This is a genomic window from Mycolicibacterium moriokaense (assembly GCF_010726085.1).
Lineage (GTDB): Bacteria > Actinomycetota > Actinomycetes > Mycobacteriales > Mycobacteriaceae > Mycobacterium > Mycobacterium moriokaense.
In genome coordinates this window covers 5,352,217-5,369,023 of the sequence record NZ_AP022560.1, presented here as the reverse complement: position 1 = coordinate 5,369,023, position 16,807 = coordinate 5,352,217, and the positions used below count along the sequence as shown (strand labels likewise).

15 protein-coding genes are annotated in these 16,807 nt (G+C 66.6%); 12 read left to right on the top strand and 3 right to left on the bottom strand.

Going from position 1 to position 16,807, the window contains the following annotated elements:
- The first annotated feature begins 14 nt into the window (after positions 1-14).
- From guaB to G6N43_RS26130, 5 genes are all read left to right on the top strand, one after another.
- A complete protein-coding gene (guaB, locus tag G6N43_RS26150) occupies positions 15-1,556 on the top strand; it encodes an IMP dehydrogenase (RefSeq protein WP_083154053.1) in 1,542 nt (513 codons plus the stop codon).
- Positions 1,557-1,615: 59 nt separating this feature from the next.
- Positions 1,616-2,773, top strand: a complete 1,158-nt coding sequence (locus G6N43_RS26145; RefSeq protein WP_179968062.1) for a GuaB3 family IMP dehydrogenase-related protein — start codon at positions 1,616-1,618, stop codon at positions 2,771-2,773.
- A 71-nt stretch (positions 2,774-2,844) separates the two neighbouring features.
- Positions 2,845-4,581 (top strand): GMC family oxidoreductase, encoded by a 1,737-nt coding sequence (locus G6N43_RS26140; RefSeq protein ID WP_083154049.1) that lies wholly within the window; start codon positions 2,845-2,847, stop codon positions 4,579-4,581.
- A gap of 180 nt (positions 4,582-4,761) precedes the next feature.
- Complete coding sequence (mdlC, locus tag G6N43_RS26135) at positions 4,762-6,375, top strand: benzoylformate decarboxylase (protein ID WP_083154047.1); 1,614 nt, start codon at positions 4,762-4,764, stop codon at positions 6,373-6,375.
- A gap of 18 nt (positions 6,376-6,393) precedes the next feature.
- Complete coding sequence (locus G6N43_RS26130; RefSeq protein WP_083154045.1) at positions 6,394-6,792, top strand: tautomerase family protein; 399 nt, start codon at positions 6,394-6,396, stop codon at positions 6,790-6,792.
- A 3-nt stretch (positions 6,793-6,795) separates the two neighbouring features.
- Here G6N43_RS26130 and G6N43_RS26125 read toward each other — a convergent pair whose 3' ends face one another.
- Both G6N43_RS26125 and G6N43_RS26120 read right to left on the bottom strand, forming a co-directional pair.
- A complete protein-coding gene (locus tag G6N43_RS26125; RefSeq protein ID WP_083154043.1) occupies positions 6,796-9,150 on the bottom strand; it encodes a glycoside hydrolase family 65 protein in 2,355 nt (784 codons plus the stop codon).
- The gene (locus G6N43_RS26120) at positions 9,147-9,884 is read right to left on the bottom strand and encodes a beta-phosphoglucomutase family hydrolase (protein WP_083154041.1); all 738 of its coding nucleotides are present in this window, start codon (positions 9,882-9,884) and stop codon (positions 9,147-9,149) included. Before G6N43_RS26120 ends, G6N43_RS26125 begins: the two co-directional genes overlap by 4 nt.
- A 98-nt stretch (positions 9,885-9,982) precedes the next feature.
- Between G6N43_RS26120 and G6N43_RS26115 the strand changes: the two genes are divergently transcribed.
- The 7 genes from G6N43_RS26115 (at position 9,983) to G6N43_RS26085 (ending at position 15,760) form a co-directional block, all read left to right on the top strand.
- The gene (locus G6N43_RS26115) at positions 9,983-10,231 is read left to right on the top strand and encodes a hypothetical protein (protein ID WP_083154039.1); all 249 of its coding nucleotides are present in this window, start codon (positions 9,983-9,985) and stop codon (positions 10,229-10,231) included.
- Positions 10,232-10,244: 13 nt separating this feature from the next.
- A complete protein-coding gene (gene guaA / locus G6N43_RS26110; protein WP_083154037.1) occupies positions 10,245-11,804 on the top strand; it encodes a glutamine-hydrolyzing GMP synthase in 1,560 nt (519 codons plus the stop codon).
- 133 nt (positions 11,805-11,937) lie between these two features.
- On the top strand, positions 11,938-12,615 hold the full coding sequence (locus tag G6N43_RS26105) for a DnaE2-dependent mutagenesis accessory factor ImuA' (RefSeq protein ID WP_179967923.1): 678 nt from the start codon (positions 11,938-11,940) through the stop codon (positions 12,613-12,615).
- A 49-nt stretch (positions 12,616-12,664) separates the two neighbouring features.
- On the top strand, positions 12,665-14,206 hold the full coding sequence (locus G6N43_RS26100) for a DNA polymerase Y family protein (RefSeq protein ID WP_083154034.1): 1,542 nt from the start codon (positions 12,665-12,667) through the stop codon (positions 14,204-14,206).
- A gap of 87 nt (positions 14,207-14,293) precedes the next feature.
- Complete coding sequence (locus G6N43_RS26095) at positions 14,294-14,860, top strand: hypothetical protein (RefSeq protein ID WP_083154031.1); 567 nt, start codon at positions 14,294-14,296, stop codon at positions 14,858-14,860.
- A gap of 35 nt (positions 14,861-14,895) precedes the next feature.
- Positions 14,896-15,360: a MarR family winged helix-turn-helix transcriptional regulator gene (locus G6N43_RS26090; protein WP_083154028.1), complete on the top strand. Its 465-nt coding sequence runs from the start codon at positions 14,896-14,898 to the stop codon at positions 15,358-15,360.
- Positions 15,338-15,760, top strand: a complete 423-nt coding sequence (locus tag G6N43_RS26085; RefSeq protein WP_083154025.1) for an organic hydroperoxide resistance protein — start codon at positions 15,338-15,340, stop codon at positions 15,758-15,760. Before G6N43_RS26090 ends, G6N43_RS26085 begins: the two co-directional genes overlap by 23 nt.
- Positions 15,761-15,763: 3 nt before the next feature.
- On the opposite strand, the gene G6N43_RS26080 is transcribed toward G6N43_RS26085, so the two are convergent.
- Positions 15,764-16,798, bottom strand: coding sequence for a nucleoside hydrolase (locus G6N43_RS26080; RefSeq protein WP_083154023.1), 1,035 nt, complete (start codon positions 16,796-16,798; stop codon positions 15,764-15,766).
- Between the last annotated feature and the right edge of the window lie 9 nt (positions 16,799-16,807).

Below are 16,807 nucleotides of genomic sequence, written 5' to 3'. Positions count from 1 at the left end.
GGGAGGCCCCACCCATGTCGATCGCTGAAAGCAGCCTTCCCCTCGCCGTTCCTGTGTCGACAGGCGGCGATGATCCGACGAAGATCGCGATGCTCGGCCTCACCTTCGACGACGTACTGCTGCTGCCCGCCGCCTCCGATGTGGTGCCCGCCACAGCCGACACCTCCAGTCAACTGACCAAGCGGATCCGGCTGCGGGTGCCACTTGTCAGCTCCGCGATGGACACGGTGACCGAGTCGCGGATGGCCATCGCGATGGCCCGCGCCGGCGGGATGGGCGTGCTGCACCGCAACCTCCCGGTCGCCGAACAGGCCAGCCAGGTCGAGACCGTCAAGCGGTCCGAAGCCGGCATGGTGACCGACCCCGTCACCTGCTCGCCGGACAACACCCTGGCCGAGGTCGACGCGATGTGTGCGCGCTTCCGCATCTCCGGGCTTCCGGTCGTCGACGCCACCGGCTCGCTCGTCGGGATCATCACCAACCGCGACATGCGCTTCGAGGTGGACCAGTCCAAGCCGGTCTCCGAAGTGATGACCAAGGCGCCGTTGATCACTGCGCAGGAAGGTGTTTCGGCCGAAGCGGCGCTGGGACTGTTGCGCCGGCACAAGATCGAGAAGCTGCCGATCGTCGACGGGCACGGCAAGCTGACCGGGCTCATCACCGTCAAGGACTTCGTCAAGACCGAGCAGTTCCCCCTCGCCACCAAGGACAGCGACGGCCGCCTGCTCGTCGGCGCCGCGGTCGGTGTCGGGGACGACGCGTGGACCAGGGCGATGACGTTGGTGGACGCCGGCGTCGACGTCGTCATCGTGGACACCGCACACGCACACAACCGCCTGGTGCTCGACATGGTGCACCGCCTCAAGACCGCGGTCGGTGAACGCGTCGACGTGATCGGCGGCAACGTCGCCACCCGGTCCGCCGCGGCCGCACTGGTCGAGGCAGGCGCCGACGCCGTGAAGGTGGGCGTCGGCCCCGGTTCGATCTGCACCACCCGCGTGGTCGCGGGTGTCGGAGCGCCCCAGATCACCGCGATCCTCGAAGCGGTCGCGGCCTGCGCCCCCAGGGGCATTCCCGTCATCGCCGACGGCGGCCTGCAGTACTCGGGCGACATCGCCAAGGCGCTCGCCGCCGGCGCGTCGACCGCCATGCTGGGTTCGCTGCTCGCCGGCACGGCCGAGTCGCCGGGCGAGTTGATCTTCGTCAACGGCAAGCAGTTCAAGAGCTACCGCGGCATGGGTTCGGTCGGCGCCATGGCCGGACGTGCGGGTGCCAGGTCGTACTCGAAGGACCGCTATTTCCAGGACGACGCCCTTTCGGAGGACAAGCTGGTGCCGGAGGGCATCGAGGGTCGGGTGCCGTTCCGCGGTCCGCTGTCGACGGTGATCCATCAGCTCACCGGTGGACTGCGCGCCGCCATGGGCTACACGGGCTCGGCCACCATCGAGCAGTTGCAGCAGGCGCAGTTCGTCCAGATCACCGCTGCGGGTCTGAAAGAGAGCCACCCGCACGACATCGCGATGACTGTCGAGGCTCCGAACTACTACACCCGCTGACGAGCGTTTGCGTTCACCGATGAGCGCTTGCGCGAAGAGGAGATGGCTCCGTGCGTGACATGGTCGAAATCGGCATGGGCCGAACCGCCCGTCGCACTTACGAACTCGACGACATCAACATCGTGCCGTCACGACGCACACGTTCGTCCCAGGATGTCTCCACCGCCTGGCAGCTCGATGCGTACCGCTTCGAGATCCCGGTCGTCACGCATCCGACCGACGCGCTGGTGTCGCCGGAGTTCGCCATCGAGATAGGCCGCCTCGGCGGCCTCGGTGTGCTGAACGGCGAAGGCCTCATCGGTCGGCATGCCGACGTCGAGGAGAAGATCGCCCAAGTCATCGCCGCGGCCGAGAAGGAACCGGTGGGCCCACACGTAAGTAGGGGACCCTCGGCAGCCATCCGGCTGCTGCAGCAACTGCACGCCGCGCCGCTGGATCCCGACCTGCTGGGAGCTGCGGTGGCGCGGATCCGCGACGCCGGGGTGACGACGGCGGTTCGCGTGAGTCCGCAAAACGCCCAGGCGCTGACGCCTGCGCTCGTCGCCGCGGGCATCGACCTGCTGGTCATCCAGGGCACCATCATCTCGGCCGAGCGCGTCGCCCAGGATCACGGTGTCGGCGAGCCACTGAACCTCAAGACCTTCATCTCCGAACTCGACATACCCGTCGTGGCCGGAGGCGTGCTCGACCACCGCACCGCCCTGCACCTGATGCGGACCGGCGCGGCGGGCGTCATCGTGGGCTACGGGTCGACCAGCGGCGTCACCACCAGCGACGAGGTGCTGGGTATCAGCGTGCCGATGGCGACGGCGATCGCAGACGCCGCCGCAGCGCGCCGTGAGTACCTCGACGAGACCGGTGGCCGCTACGTCCACGTGCTTGCCGACGGCGACATCCACACCTCCGGCGACCTGGCCAAGGCCATCGCCTGCGGCGCCGACGCCGTGGTGCTCGGCACGCCGCTGGCCACCGCCGCCGAGGCGCTAGGCGGCGGCTGGTTCTGGCCCGCGGCCGCTGCGCACCCGTCGCTACCGCGCGGTGCTCTGCTGCAGGTGGCGCTTGGGGAGCGGCCGTCGCTGGGGCAGGTGCTCACCGGTCCGTCCGACGATCCGTTCGGCTCGTTGAACCTGGTAGGTGGCCTGCGGCGGTCGATGGCGAAGGCCGGATACTGCGATCTCAAGGAGTTCCAGAAGGTCGGTCTGACCGTCGGGGTCTGACGCGTTTCCGTGGGTTAGCTGTAAGGGTTACCTGGGTAGTCGTTACTCATGGGTAGCGGGATACTGGGCCGATGAAGCCTGACTACGACGTGCTGGTCATCGGTTCGGGGTTCGGTGGCAGCGTCTCAGCGCTGAGGCTGACCGAGAAGGGCTACCGGGTCGGTGTGGTCGAGGCGGGCCGCCGGTTCGCTGACGAGGAGTTCGCGAAGACCTCGTGGAACCTGCGCAAGTTCCTGTGGGCACCGAAACTCGGCATGTACGGCATCCAGCGGATCCACCTGCTGCGCAACGTGATGATCCTGGCCGGTGCCGGCGTCGGCGGCGGGTCGCTCAACTACGCCAACACGCTCTATGTGCCGCCGGAGCCGTTCTTCAACGATCCGCAGTGGAAGAACATCACCGACTGGCGCGCGGAGCTGATGCCGCATTACGACCAGGCCCAGCGGATGCTCGGCGTCGTCACCAACCCGACATTCACCGACGCCGACCGGGTCATGAAAGAGGTCGCCGACGAGATGGGCGTTGGCGACACGTTCGTGCCGACGCCGGTCGGCGTGTTCTTCGGTCCGGACGGCACCAAGACCCCCGGCAAGACCGTGCCCGACCCGTACTTCGGCGGCGCAGGGCCGGCGCGCACCGGCTGCATCGAATGCGGTTCATGTATGACGGGGTGTCGCTACGGCGCCAAGAACACCCTGCTGAAGAACTACCTCGGTTTGGCGGAAAAGGCTGGGGCAGAAGTCATTCCGATGACAACCGTGACCGGATTCCAGCAGCGGTCCGACGGGCTGTGGGAGGTGCGCACGGCACGCACCGGCCTGTCGCCATTGCGCAAGCGTCGCACACTCACGGCGACCTACGTGATCCTGGCGGCGGGCACCTTCGGCACCCAGAAGCTGTTGTTCAAGATGCGCGACGCGGGCAAGCTGCCGAAGTTGTCCGACAAGCTCGGCGTGCTCACCCGGACCAACTCAGAGTCGATCGTCGGCGCCGGACGTTTCGAAGTGTCCAAGGATCTGGACCTGACGCACGGCGTGGCGATCACGTCGTCGATCCACCCGACGGCCGACACGCATATCGAGCCGGTGCGCTACGGCAAGGGCTCCAATGCGATGGGGCTGCTGCAGACCCTGATGACCGACGGCGCCGGCCCCCTGGGGACCGACATTCCGAGGTGGAGGCAGTTCCTCCAACAGGCCGCGGCGAATCCGCGCAAGCTGCTGCGACTCCTGATCGTGCGCAGGTGGAGCGAGCGGACGATGATCGCATTGGTCATGCAGCATCTCGACAACTCGATCACCACGTTCACCCGCCGCACCAGGTTCGGCTTCCGGCGGCTGGACAGCAAGCAGGGCCACGGGGAACCCAATCCGTCGTGGATTCCGGTCGGCAACCAGGTAACCCGGCGGATCGCCGAGAAGATCGACGGCGTCGCGGGCGGCACCTGGGGCGAACTGTTCAACATCCCGCTGACCGCGCACTACCTCGGTGGTGCGGCGATCGGTGACTCTGCCGAGCACGGCGTCATCGATCCCTATCAGCGGGTGTACAACTACCCGACGCTGTCGGTGCACGACGGGGCGTCGGTTTCGGCGAATCTTGGTGTCAATCCGTCACTTTCGATCACCGCGCAGGCCGAGCGCGCGACGTCGTTATGGCCCAACAAGGGGCAGGTGGACCAACGGCCCGCACAGGGCGAGCCGTACAAGCGGCTAGCGCCCATCCCGCCGGAGCATCCCGTCGTGCCCGCCGACGCACCCGCCGCGCTGCGGCATCTGCCGATCGAGCCGGTCAGCTCGGCGGGCTGATCTCGAAACAAGTGGCGTAACCCGTATACCGGCTAGCGGTACCAACACTTTCCTGTCTGCCTTGCGGCTGGATGGCTGCCAGCGCCGATGACTCACGACTTCGCACAGGCGACCCTTCTTGGCAAGCTGCTGGGAAACACCTGGCAGTCGGCATTTATTCCAACTGCTAAGGGGCTAACCATGGCTGACCAGAAGACCGTTCACGACGTGACGTACGACCTCCTCCGGACCCTGGGCCTGACAACGGTCTTCGGTAACCCGGGCTCCACCGAGCAATCCTTCCTGCGGGACTTCCCGGACGACTTCACCTATGTCCTTGCGTTGCAGGAGGCTTCCGCGTTGGCGATGGCCGACGGCTTCGCACAGTCGACGGGTCGGCCGGCGCTGGTGAACCTGCACACTGCGGCGGGCACCGGCAATGCGATGGGCAGCCTGATCGCGTCCTACCGGGCCAACACCCCGCTGATCATCACCGCCGGCCAGCAGGCTCGCGAGATGTCGATCACCGATCCGTACCTGAACAATCCGCGGGCGACGGAACTGCCGCAGCCATGGGTGAAGTGGTCGTATGAGCCCGTCCGTGCCGAGGACGTGCCTGCGGCGTTCATGCAGGCGTACGCCATCGCGATGCAGCCGCCGATGGGACCCGTGTTCCTGTCGATCCCGCTCGACGACTGGGACAAGCCCGCATTGGGCCCCGCCGTCGTGCGGACCGTCAGCGAACGGGTCGCCCCGGATGCCGGCCGACTGGCCGAGTTCGCCGAGCGCATCAGTGCCGCGAAGCGTCCGATGGTGCTGTTCGGTCCCGAGGTGGACCGGGCCGGCGGCTGGGACGCCGGGATCGCGTTCGCCGAGAAGCTGGGCGCGCCCGTGTACGGCAGCGCACTGGGTGATCGCGTGTCGTTCCCCGAGACTCATCCGCTGTACGCCGGGGTCATGCCGATGACGATTGCCGAGGTCGAGCAGACGGTGCACGGTCACGATCTCGTCGTGGTGGTCGGTGCTCAGGTGTTCCGGTACTACCCCTACGTCGCGGGCGAGTACCTGCCGGAGGGCACCGAACTGCTGCAGATCACGTCCGACACCCACCTGTCGGCGGTCGCCCCGGTGGGCGACAGCCTGACCGGCGACGTCACTACGGCGCTGACGCAGCTGACCGAGCTGATCGAGGTGCCCGCCGACCGCCAGCGTCCCGCACCGCTGGTGCGTGACCTGCACTCGGATCTGCCCGCGCAGGCGCCGATGACGTCCAACGCGGTCTACGAGGTGATCAGCTCGGTCAAGCCGGACGACGCGTCGGTTGTCATGGAGTCGACGTCGACGATGGTCGATCTGTTCAACTGGCTGCCGACGACCCACTCGCAGGGCTTCTTCGCCACTCCGAGCGGCGGCATCGGTTGGGGCGTGCCCGCCGCGGTGGGCGTCGCACTGGGCGACCGGGCCCGCGGCGTCAAGCGCAACATCATCGCGACCATCGGCGACGGCTCGTTCGAGTACTCGATCCAGGCGATCTGGACGGCGGCTCAGCACAAGCTACCGATCGTGTTCGTGGTCCTGCGCAACGGTGAGTACGCGATTCTCAAATCGTTTGCGCTGCTGGAGAAGACGCCGAACGTGCCAGGTCTGCAGCTGCCAGATCTCGACATCACGTCGCTGGCAACCGGATTCGGGTGCCGTGCGGTCGAGGTCGACGACTCCGACATGCTGGCGCAGGAGTTGACGACCGCGCTGAACGCCGACGGTCCGACCGTCATTGTCGTCCCCACCATCCCTCAACTGCCGCATCTCGGCTGAGACACAGGAGTTAGACGGATGCCTATCTATACCTGCACCACTGCGCGAGGGACGTTGCGTCCCGAGGACAAGGCGGCACTCGCGGCGGAGGTGACCCGGATCCATTCCACGGTCAACCACGTGCCGAGCACCTACATCAACGTGGTGTTCAACGAGTTGCCGACCGAAGATGTCTACACCGACGGCCGTCCGGCCCGCCCGTTGATCATCAACGGGTGGGTCCGGAGCGGACATCCCGACGACGAGACCAGTCGCCTGGTCACCGAAGTCGCCGAGGCCGCAACCCGAGTGACCGGGATCCCGGCCGAGCGTGTGCTCGTCGTGATCGGCAACAGTCCGGCGCGGTTCGCCATCGAGGGCGGCCGGGTACTGCCGGATCCGGGCCAGGAACAAGCCTGGCTCGCCGGAAAGATCTGACAACTAAATCGGCTTGCGCCGCAGCGGCTCCCGGCCAGGGGGCTGCTGCGGCTCAGGCAGCAGTGGCCGTCGAGGGTGGATCGCCACCGTCGACGGCTGATCTGTGTTGAGCCTCAGATCCGACCCGGCGTGCCGGATCGTCAGACCGTGGCGGGGCCCGTCGCGCACCGTATAGGTGACGTTCTCGTGGTTGACGTCCACCGTGAGCCGGAAGTCGCGCCACCGCAACCGAAATCGCAGTCGCGTGATGCCGGTCGGCAGCTGCGGGTCGAGCGATAGCACGCCGTCGTCGTCACGCAGTCCGCCGAAGCCGGCCACCAGCGCCGTCCACGCACCTGCCAGTGACGCCATGTGCAGACCGTCGCGTGTGTTGTGGTGCAGATCGCGCAGATCGATGAGTGCCGCCTCATACGCGTAGTCGTGTGCGAGTTCGAGATGGCCGACGTCGGCACACATCACCGCCTGCGTACATGCCGACAGCGACGAGTCGCGCGTGGTGCGGCGCTCGTAGTAGTCGACGTTGCGCGCCTTCTGTTCCGGGGTGAACGCGTGGCTCTGCCAATGCATGGCCAACACGAGGTCCGCCTGTTTGAGCACCTGCGCCGGATACAGCCGAACATACGGCTCGTGCAACAGCAGGGGATAGGACGTGTTGGACGTGAAGTCCCACTCGCGAAGGGTCGTGAATCCCTCACACTGCGGGTGGACACCGAGTTCCTCGTCGAACGGGATGTGCGCGTCGTCGGCCGCGTTGCGCCAATCGGCCATCTCCGCCGCGGTGACACCCAACTCGTCGGCCCGGTCAGGATGGCGCAGGCACGCCTCGGCCGCGGTCCGAAGGTTGTGTGCCGCCATCAGATTGGTGAAGACGTTGTCTCGCACGATGGCGGTGTACTCGTCCGGTCCGGTCACGCCGTCGAGATGCCAGACCCCGTGCCGGTCATGATGTCCCAGCGAAAGCCACAACCGCGCGGTTTCGACGAGGACCTCGAGTCCGCATTCTGCTTCCAAGGACTCGTCGCCGGTGACGATGCGGTAGCGCTCGAACGCCATTGCGATGTCGGCGTTCACATGCCAGCCGGCCGTGCCGGCGGGCCAGTACGCCGAGCACTCCTCACCGCGGATGGTGCGCCACGGAAACGCGGCACCCGTGAGGTCGAGTTGGGCGGCCCGCTCTCTGGCGAGATCCAGAGTCGAGGCCCGCCACCGCAGGGCGTCGGCGGCCGCGTGCGGTGCGGTGTAGGTGAGCAACGGCAGTACGTAACCTTCGGTGTCCCAGAACGCGTGTCCGTCGTATCCGGTGCCCGTCAATCCCTTTCCCGGAATCGCGCGGCGCTCGGCGCGCGCGCTGGCCTGCAGCACATGGAACAGCCCGAACCGCACTGCTTGCTGGCTGTCGGGATCACCCTCGACCTCCACGTCGGCGCAGTCCCAGAACCGGTCGAGGTATTCGCGCTGCGATTCGAGCAGGCCCTCCCATCCCGTGTAGCGCGCGCTACTGAGCCCTGCTGCGACTTGATCGCGCAGGGCCGGGCGGGACCGCAGACTCGACCAGCCGTACGAGAGGTACTTCACGATGCGCAGACGTTGGCCGGGGCGTAGGCCACAGATCACGGTGGTGTTCGCCCAGTCCTCGCCCGCGCCGGTGCTCACCTCGACGCGGCCGGGCACCTCGACGTCGTGGTCCATGGCGGCGGCCATGAGAAGGCCGCTGACCTTGGTGCGGTGCAGCAGGATCGCGCCACGCTCGGAATGTTCGTGCTGCACCGCCTCCAACGGCTTGTCGAGTACGGCGGCCACCCTGGGGTCCTGCGAGGACACGGGTACCTCTTCGTTGGCGATCAGCTGGGATTGCACTGTGACGCGGACGAATTCGTCGACGGCCTCGACCGTGTACTCGATCGCCGCGGTACTGCGCTGCGCCAACGAGACCAGCCGGGTCGACACGACCTTGACCTGCTTGCCTGCGGGAGACCGCCACTGGGCGGTCCGGGTTAGCGTGCCCGCCCGCATATCGAGGACGCGTTCATGTTCGAGAAGATCGCCGTAGCGCAGATCGAACGGCTCGTCGTCGACGAGCAGGCGTATCAGTTTGCCGTTGGTGACGTTGACGATCGTCTGGCCGGCTTCCGGATAACCGAAGCCCGCCTCGGCGTACGGCAGGGGACGAACCTCGTAGAACGAGTTCAAGTAGGTGCCGGGCAGCCCGTGCGGTTCACCCTCGTCGAGGTTACCGCGCATCCCGATATGACCGTTCGACAGAGCGAACAGCGACTCGGATTCGTCCAAAAGGTCTAGATCCAGCGAGGTTTCGCGGATATGCCACGGTTCGATGGTGAAGTTGTCGCCGGTGATCATCGCATCAACTCCGCGAGATCGGTGACCACCACGTCGGCGCCCTTGCGCCGCAACGCCTCTGCGTGGCCGACGCGGTCGACGCCCACGACGTACCCGAAGTTGCCTGCCCGTCCCGCCTCGACACCCGAGAGCGCGTCCTCGAACACGGCGGCCTCGGCGGGTGTGACGTTCAGCAGCTGCGCGGCGTACAGAAACGAATCGGGCGCGGGTTTCCCCGCGATGTTCTGCTCCCGTATGGTCACCCCGTCCACGCGGTGCTGGACGAACTTGTCGAGCCCGGTCAGTTCGAGCACCTCGCGGGTGTTCGCGCTCGACGACACCACCGCGGTGCCGAACCCCGCGTTGACCGCCGCCTCGAGGTAGCGGCGCGAGCCTTCGAAGACCTCGACGCCGTCGGTGTGCAGGGTATGTTGGAACATCTGGTTCTTGCGGGTCCCGAGGCCGTGAACCGTGCGGGCGTCGGGACCATCATCCTGATTGCCCTCGGGTAGTTCGATGCCCCTGCTGGCGAGAAATGACCGGACGCCGTCCTCCCGCTTCTTGCCGTCGACGTACTTCAGGTAGTCGGCGTCGATGTCGAACGGCACGAAAGGGGTTCCCGTGCGCTCGGCCTCGGCCTTCAAGAAGTCGTCGAACATCGACTTCCAGGCCTTCTTGTGGACGCTGGCGGTGTCCGTCAGTACGCCGTCGAGGTCGAAAAGGGTGGCACGGATAGGTTCGGGTAGACCGAGCACTGGGTACCTCGCTTTGCTCTGACCGCGATCTTGGTTCGCACCCCTACTTCACCATTCCCCATACCATTCCCACCAACCCCCGCGGGCATACTTCACCGATGGACCTGACGGGAGTGCGCTGGGAGGCGGTCGCCGAGGTTTCGCTGAGGACCACCGCGCGCGGCCCTGTCGAGGAGGACGTGTTCTTCGTCTTCACCTATGACGACGGCACCCGCATCGCGATCGGACTCGGCGACAGCGATCAGCTCCTGCCCCGCCTGCAGGCGCTGCCCGGATTCGACAACGAGGCGTTCATCAGGGCCATGGCCACCAGCGAAGAAGGGTCGTCGGTGCTGTGGCGGCGCTGACTAGACTGTTCGGGTGACAACAGGTTCTCCCCGTCCCGTTCTGGTCGTCGACTTCGGAGCGCAGTACGCGCAGTTGATCGCCCGTCGTGTCCGCGAAGCGCGCGTCTACTCCGAGGTGATCCCGCACACCGCGACCGTTGAGGAGATCAAGGCGCGCGATCCGCGGGCCATCGTGCTGTCGGGCGGCCCCGCGAGTGTGTATGAAGAAGGGGCTCCGCAATTGAACGCCGAGGTGTTCGACCTTGGTGTCCCAGTGTTCGGCATCTGCTACGGCTTTCAGGCGATGGCACAGGCGCTGGGGGGAACGGTCGCCCGCACCGGCACCAGCGAGTTCGGCCGCACCGAGTTGAAAGTGACTGGGGGAGAGCTACATTCCGATCTGCCTTCCACACAGCCGGTGTGGATGAGTCACGGTGATGCGGTGACCGTCGCGCCAGAAGGCTTCGACGTGGTCGCCACCAGCTCCGGTGCGCCAGTCGCGGCGTTCGAGAACCGGGCCAAGCGATTGGCGGGTGTGCAGTACCACCCCGAGGTGATGCACACCCCGCACGGTCAGCAGATCCTCAGCCGCTTCCTGCACGAATTCGCCGGTATCGACTCGAAATGGACGCCGGCGAACATCGCCGACGCGCTCGTCGAGCAGGTGCGCGACCAGATCGGCGATGGGCGGGCGATCTGCGGGTTGTCCGGCGGGGTGGACTCCGCGGTGGCTGCGGCGCTGGTTCAACGGGCCATCGGCGACCGGTTGACATGCGTATTCGTCGACCACGGTCTGCTGAGGGCCGGTGAGCGGGCGCAGGTGCAGCGCGATTTCGTCGCCGCCACCGGCGCCAATCTGGTCACCGTCGACGTCGCCGACCGCTTCCTGGAGGCGCTTTCCGGGGTGACCGACCCAGAGGGCAAGCGCAAGATCATCGGTAGGCAGTTCATCCGTGCCTTCGAGGGTGCGGTCCGAGATATTGTGGGCGACAGCGGTTCTGAGGTCGAATTCCTGGTGCAGGGGACGCTGTATCCCGACGTGGTGGAATCCGGTGGCGGGTCGGGGACCGCGAACATCAAGAGCCACCACAACGTTGGCGGTCTGCCCGACGACCTGAAGTTCAAACTCGTCGAACCGCTTCGCCTGTTGTTCAAGGACGAAGTGCGCGCCGTGGGCCGCGAACTCGGCCTGCCCGAGGAAATCGTTGCGCGCCAACCCTTCCCGGGCCCGGGCCTGGGCATCCGGATCGTCGGCGAGGTGACCGCTGCGCGACTGGAGACGTTGCGGCGTGCCGACGCGATCGCACGTGAGGAACTGACCGCCGCCGGTCTGGACAACCAGATCTGGCAGTGCCCCGTCGTGCTGCTTGCCGGTATCCGTTCGGTGGGGGTGCAGGGCGATGGCCGCACCTATGGCCATCCGATCGTGCTGCGCCCGGTGTCCAGTGAGGATGCGATGACCGCGGACTGGACGCGGGTGCCCTACGAGGTGCTGGAGCGCATCTCCACGCGCATCACCAACGAGGTCCGCGAGGTCAACCGCGTGGTGCTGGACATCACCAGCAAGCCGCCGGGCACCATCGAATGGGAATGAGCTGACCGACTCCTGATCGGTCTTCTGATCGCTCTCCTGATCGCTTGACGGTTGTCGGTGCCCCGGTGTTTACTCGGGGCATCGAACATACATTCGAACATCGAATGATTCTGGTGATGCGGGAGGTGCTGTTGTGACAGCTGCCTTGAGCCTGGATCAGCGCCGCCCAGACCGCGCTGAACAGCTGGAATACCTGCGTCGCAAGATGGCGGCGGTGTCGGGAAAGGTGGGTGTCGGGCGTCGCGGGGCAGTGCCCGCCGGGGACCGGCTTTCCGACGCCGAAAGTTTGCTGCCGCTACCTGAAGAGCTGGGCGACGCGTTCCCGGCGCCGTTGCCGCGCGGGACGGTCGCGGTGTTGTCGGGTGCCCGGTCGCTGCCGTTGCGCATGGTGGCGGCGGTGACGGCGGAGGGCGGCCATGCCGCGATCGTCGGACACCCCGAGGCCGGTCTGCTGGCTGCTGTGGAGATGGGGGCGGATCTGAGCAGGATCGCGGTCATCCCCGACCCGGGAAGCGACCCGATCGAGGTGGCCGCGGTCCTGATGGACGGCATGGACATGGTGGTGCTTGGGCTGGGTGGGCGTTCGGTGCCCGCCACCCGCGCACGGGCGGTCATTGCCCGGGCGCGGCAGAAGGGCTGCACCCTGCTGGTCACCAACGGTGACTGGCAGGGTGCGTCCGCCCGACTGGACGCCAGGGTCTGCGGTTATGAGATCACCGGACATGCTCGTCCGGGGTTCGGTCGAATCGGCAAGGTACAGCTGACCTACTCCGTCAGCGGCCGGGCCGGGCTGACGACGGTTGCCCAGTGAGCGGGCTGCGGTGCCGTCTTCGTCGTCGCGCGTATTGGCCATCTGGTGCATGGACTGGCCCGCGGTCGCCGCCGCCGCGGCGGCTGGTCTGACACCTACGGCTCCGGTCGCGGTGACGTTGGCCAACCGGGTGATCGCCTGTTCGGCGTCGGCCCGTGCGGTGGGTGTGCGACGGGGGTTGCGCCGCCGGGAATCACAGGCCAGGTGCCCGGATCTGCATGTCGTTGCCGCCGATCCGGCCCGCGATGCCCGCCATTTCGAGGATGTGACGGCCGCGGTGGACGACCTGGTGCCGCGGGCCGAGGTCTTGCGGCCCGGCCTGCTGGTGCTGCCGGTGCGTGGCGCGGCGCGCTACTTCGGTTCCGAGCAGGTCGCCGCCGAGCGGTTGGTCGACGCGGTGGCCGCCGCCGGAGCCGAATGCCAGGTGGGTATTGCCGACCAGCTGCCCACCGCGGTCTTCGCCGCGCGGGCGGGACGGATCATCGAACCCGGCGGCGATGCGCTGTTTCTGTCGACGCTGTCCATCCGGCAGCTGGCTGCCGAACCCAGTCTGGCTGCGCCAGGGCGGGAGGAATTGGCAGACCTGCTGTGGCGCATGGGAATTCGCACCATTGGACAGTTCGCGGCGTTGTCCCGCAGCGATGTGGCCTCGCGGTTCGGTGCCGATGCGGTGGCCGCGCACCGGTTCGCCCGTGGTGAGTCCGCCAGGGGGCCGTCGGGTCGCGAACCCGAGCCGGAACTCGACGCGGTCATGGACTGCGACCCGCCAATCGATCGGGTGGATGCCGCGGCGTTCGCAGGCCGCTCGTTGGCCGGCACCCTGCACCGCTCGCTCCAGGCGTCCGGGGTCGGATGCACCCGCCTGGCCATCCACGCCATCACCGCCAAAGGCGAAGAGCTGGAACGGGTTTGGCGTTGTGCGGAACCGCTGACCGAGGATGCCACCGCCGACCGGGTGCGCTGGCAATTGGATGGCTGGTTGAACAGGCGCAACCGGGACGATCGACCGTCTGCGCCGGTCACCGTGATCCGGCTGCGTCCGGTGGAACTGGTTTCGGCCGAGGCGCTGCAGTTGCCGCTGTGGGGTGGCGTCGGGGAGGAGGACCGGCTGCGGGCTCGCCGCGCGCTGGTACGGGTGCAAGGGCTGCTCGGGCCCGAGGCGGTGCAGGTGCCTGTGCTCAGCGGTGGTCGCGGACCCGCCGAGCGCATCACCTTCACCCCGCTGGGTGACGAACAGGTGCCGCGTGCCGATCCTTCTCAGCCATGGCCGGGCCAACTGCCCGAGCCGTCGCCGACGGTGCTGCTCGACGATCCGGTCGAACTGTTCGACGCCGGTGGGAATCCGGTGCGGGTGACCGGTCGGGGACTGTTCTCCGCGGACCCGTCGCGTCTGGTGGCGCCCGGTTCCACCGATGCGCGCCTGGCGTGGTGGGCGGGGCCGTGGCCGGTCGACGAACGGTGGTGGGACCCCGAGCAAGCCAGAGTCGGCCGCACGGCCAGGGCGCAGGTGCTCGTCGACGGGAAGCCGGGGCGCGCCCTGCTGCTGTGTTATCGGCAGAGGAGGTGGTACCTCGAGGGGATCTACGAATGACAGGTGCTCGCTGTGAAGGCCTCGACGAATTGCGGAACAGGGGGCTGACCCGCGTGGAAAAATTTGTCCGCCTGCGAGGAGGACAAGATGCCCGACATCATCGACCCGACGAAGACGTTCCGCTTGCTCGAGCAGCGCATCGCCACGACGACCAATCCGCGTCACCGGCTCATGCTCAATCGAGTGCTCCAGCATGCGATCGGCGAGGCGAACCTGGATCTCGACCAGGTGATGTCGACGCTGTGCCCGAATCCGCGCTACATCGCCTGGGGCGCATCAGAGGACTTCAGCCCAGTGGGGACGGAAGCGGTCAGGAACTTCTACGAAGAGACGATCGTCCATGGCGGTCAGTTCTGCCTGGAGCTGGACATGGACCGGATCGTCGTCGACGACGAAACCGTAGTCACCGAGGGCAATTTACGTTCGCTGTACTATGGCGCCGACGCGCTCAAGCGGGGCTTTCCCGCTGATGATCCGACGGCTTTCTACATCCTGAAACTGCGCATGGTGACCCTCTGGCCCTTCGACGAGGAGGGCTTCATCAAAGGTGAGGAGACATACTCCGCCATCGCTACGCCCGACTTCTTCACCAAGGTCGACCCATCCGAGGTGCCGCAGGCATTCCTTGACTACATCGCCGCTCGCATAGATTAATTGTGCACAATTGAATTGCGGGCTATAGTTCTGCTATGGCCATGATGACGCTGGATCGCCACCTCTGCTTCGCCCTGTATTCGGCGTCGCGGGCGATGACGGCGGCGTACCGGCCGATCCTGTCCGAGCTGAACCTCACCTACCCGCAGTACCTCGTACTGCTGGTGCTCTGGGAGGAAGGTCCCGTCACCGTCAGCAGATTGGGTGAGCGACTCCAACTCGACTCGGGCACGCTTTCGCCGCTGCTGAAGCGCTTGGAGGCCAATGGGTTTGTCCGCCGCGAAAGGTCGCACGCCGATGAGCGCATCGTCGAGGTGACCCTGACGCCGGAAGGGCGTCGGCTCGAACGTAAAGCCCAGTGCATCCCGGAAGAATTGTTCGCCGCCACGGGTTTGACGGAGCAAGAGGCCACCGATCTACGAGATGCGATTCGAAACCTCACCGATGCGCTCAATGCATCCCTAGGAAAGGAAACCCATGAAAACCCTCTACACCGCTGAGGCTTTGGCAACCGGCGAAGGACGTGACGGCCACGGCCGCACCTCCGACGGCAAGCTCGATCTCGACCTCGCCATCCCGAAGGAAATGGGCGGCAGTGGCAACGGCACCAACCCCGAGCAGCTGTTCGCGGTCGGATACGCCGCGTGCTACCACTCCGCGTTGCGACTGGTCGGACGCCAGGAGAATGCCGATGTGTCGGATTCGTCTGTCGGAGCGCGGGTTTCGATCGGACAGCTCGAAAACGGCGGCTTCGGTCTTGCCGTCGAGCTGGAGGTCACGCTGCCCAACCTCGAACACGACGTCGCCCAGCAGCTGTCCGACAAGGCGCATCAGGTGTGCCCGTACTCCAACGCCACCCGCGGAAACATCGACGTCAAGATCGTTGTGACCGACGACTGAGCGTCAACCCAGGCGTCGGGCGAAGGCGCCCACTCGGGCGATGAAGCGGTCGAAGAACACCTTCGGATCGACTCCAACACCGATGAGCGCGTTGGGTTCTCGACCCCATCGGTTGCTCCAGTCCGCGATTGTCATGCCGCGGGTCAACGTGCCGGTCAGCTCGACATCGATCGTGGTCGGTCGGCACGTGACCAGGTCGGGATCCAGCGCCACCGCAGCGGCCAGTGGGTCGTGCAGATGCGCAAGGTAACCCTCGTCCTGGTCGAAGTGGAATTCGAAGTAGAACCGCATAGCGTCTTCGAGGACCGCGATGAGTGGATTGGAGGCGACCGATCTCGTGCCGCGGTCGTCAAGCACGCTCATCGGAATCGACGATGACTCCGCCGCCGTCGCGAGCCGGTTCAACAGCGCCGGCGTCATCGCGATGTTCTCGGTCAGGTTGAGTCCCAGCACGATCGGCAAGTGGGTCGGCTCCTGCGACCCCCACGCCGCGCCCCATGCGGCGAAGACCTCGGCGGCGGCCTCCGGGTCCACGCTGATGTTCCACTCCGCGACGGGCGTCGTGTTGCCGCGGTAGTCGAAGGAGCCGCCCATGATCACCAGACGGCGCAACAACGTGGGTAGCGTCGGTTCCTTCCGTAAAGCCAGTGCCAGGTTGGTCAGCGGGCCGGTGGCCACTCCTATCAGTTCGCCCGGATAGGCCTGCGCGGCAAGCACCCACGCCTCGGCGGCGTCGTAGGCGGTGAGTTGCCGGTTGGTCGGGGGCAACCGCGCGTAACCGATGCCCTCGGGTCCGTGGGTGTCTTCGGCGGTGCGCAACGGTGCCTTGACCGGCTGCTCGGAACCTTTGGACACCGGGATGTCCATTCCGCAGAGCTCCAGCAGTCCCAGGTTGTTTCGGCAGACCTGTTGTACGGGAACATTTCCGGCGGTCGACGCGATCCCGACGACCTCGGCGTCGTCGCTGCCGAAGAGGTACACCAGCGCCATCGCGTCGTCGACGCCGGTATCGACGTCGACGAACACAGGCAGCGTCACGCCTGAAAC

Coding starts and splice junctions, on each gene's coding strand:
- guaB (WP_083154053.1), top strand. CDS start 15: ATGTCGATCGCTGAAAGCAGCCTTCCCCTCGCCGTTCCTGTGTCGACA.
- G6N43_RS26145 (WP_179968062.1), top strand. CDS start 1,616: ATGGTCGAAATCGGCATGGGCCGAACCGCCCGTCGCACTTACGAACTC.
- G6N43_RS26140 (WP_083154049.1), top strand. CDS start 2,845: ATGAAGCCTGACTACGACGTGCTGGTCATCGGTTCGGGGTTCGGTGGC.
- mdlC (WP_083154047.1), top strand. CDS start 4,762: ATGGCTGACCAGAAGACCGTTCACGACGTGACGTACGACCTCCTCCGG.
- G6N43_RS26130 (WP_083154045.1), top strand. CDS start 6,394: ATGCCTATCTATACCTGCACCACTGCGCGAGGGACGTTGCGTCCCGAG.
- G6N43_RS26125 (WP_083154043.1), bottom strand. CDS start 9,150: ATGATCACCGGCGACAACTTCACCATCGAACCGTGGCATATCCGCGAA.
- G6N43_RS26115 (WP_083154039.1), top strand. CDS start 9,983: ATGGACCTGACGGGAGTGCGCTGGGAGGCGGTCGCCGAGGTTTCGCTG.
- G6N43_RS26100 (WP_083154034.1), top strand. CDS start 12,665: ATGGACTGGCCCGCGGTCGCCGCCGCCGCGGCGGCTGGTCTGACACCT.
- G6N43_RS26095 (WP_083154031.1), top strand. CDS start 14,294: ATGCCCGACATCATCGACCCGACGAAGACGTTCCGCTTGCTCGAGCAG.
- G6N43_RS26090 (WP_083154028.1), top strand. CDS start 14,896: ATGGCCATGATGACGCTGGATCGCCACCTCTGCTTCGCCCTGTATTCG.
- G6N43_RS26085 (WP_083154025.1), top strand. CDS start 15,338: ATGAAAACCCTCTACACCGCTGAGGCTTTGGCAACCGGCGAAGGACGT.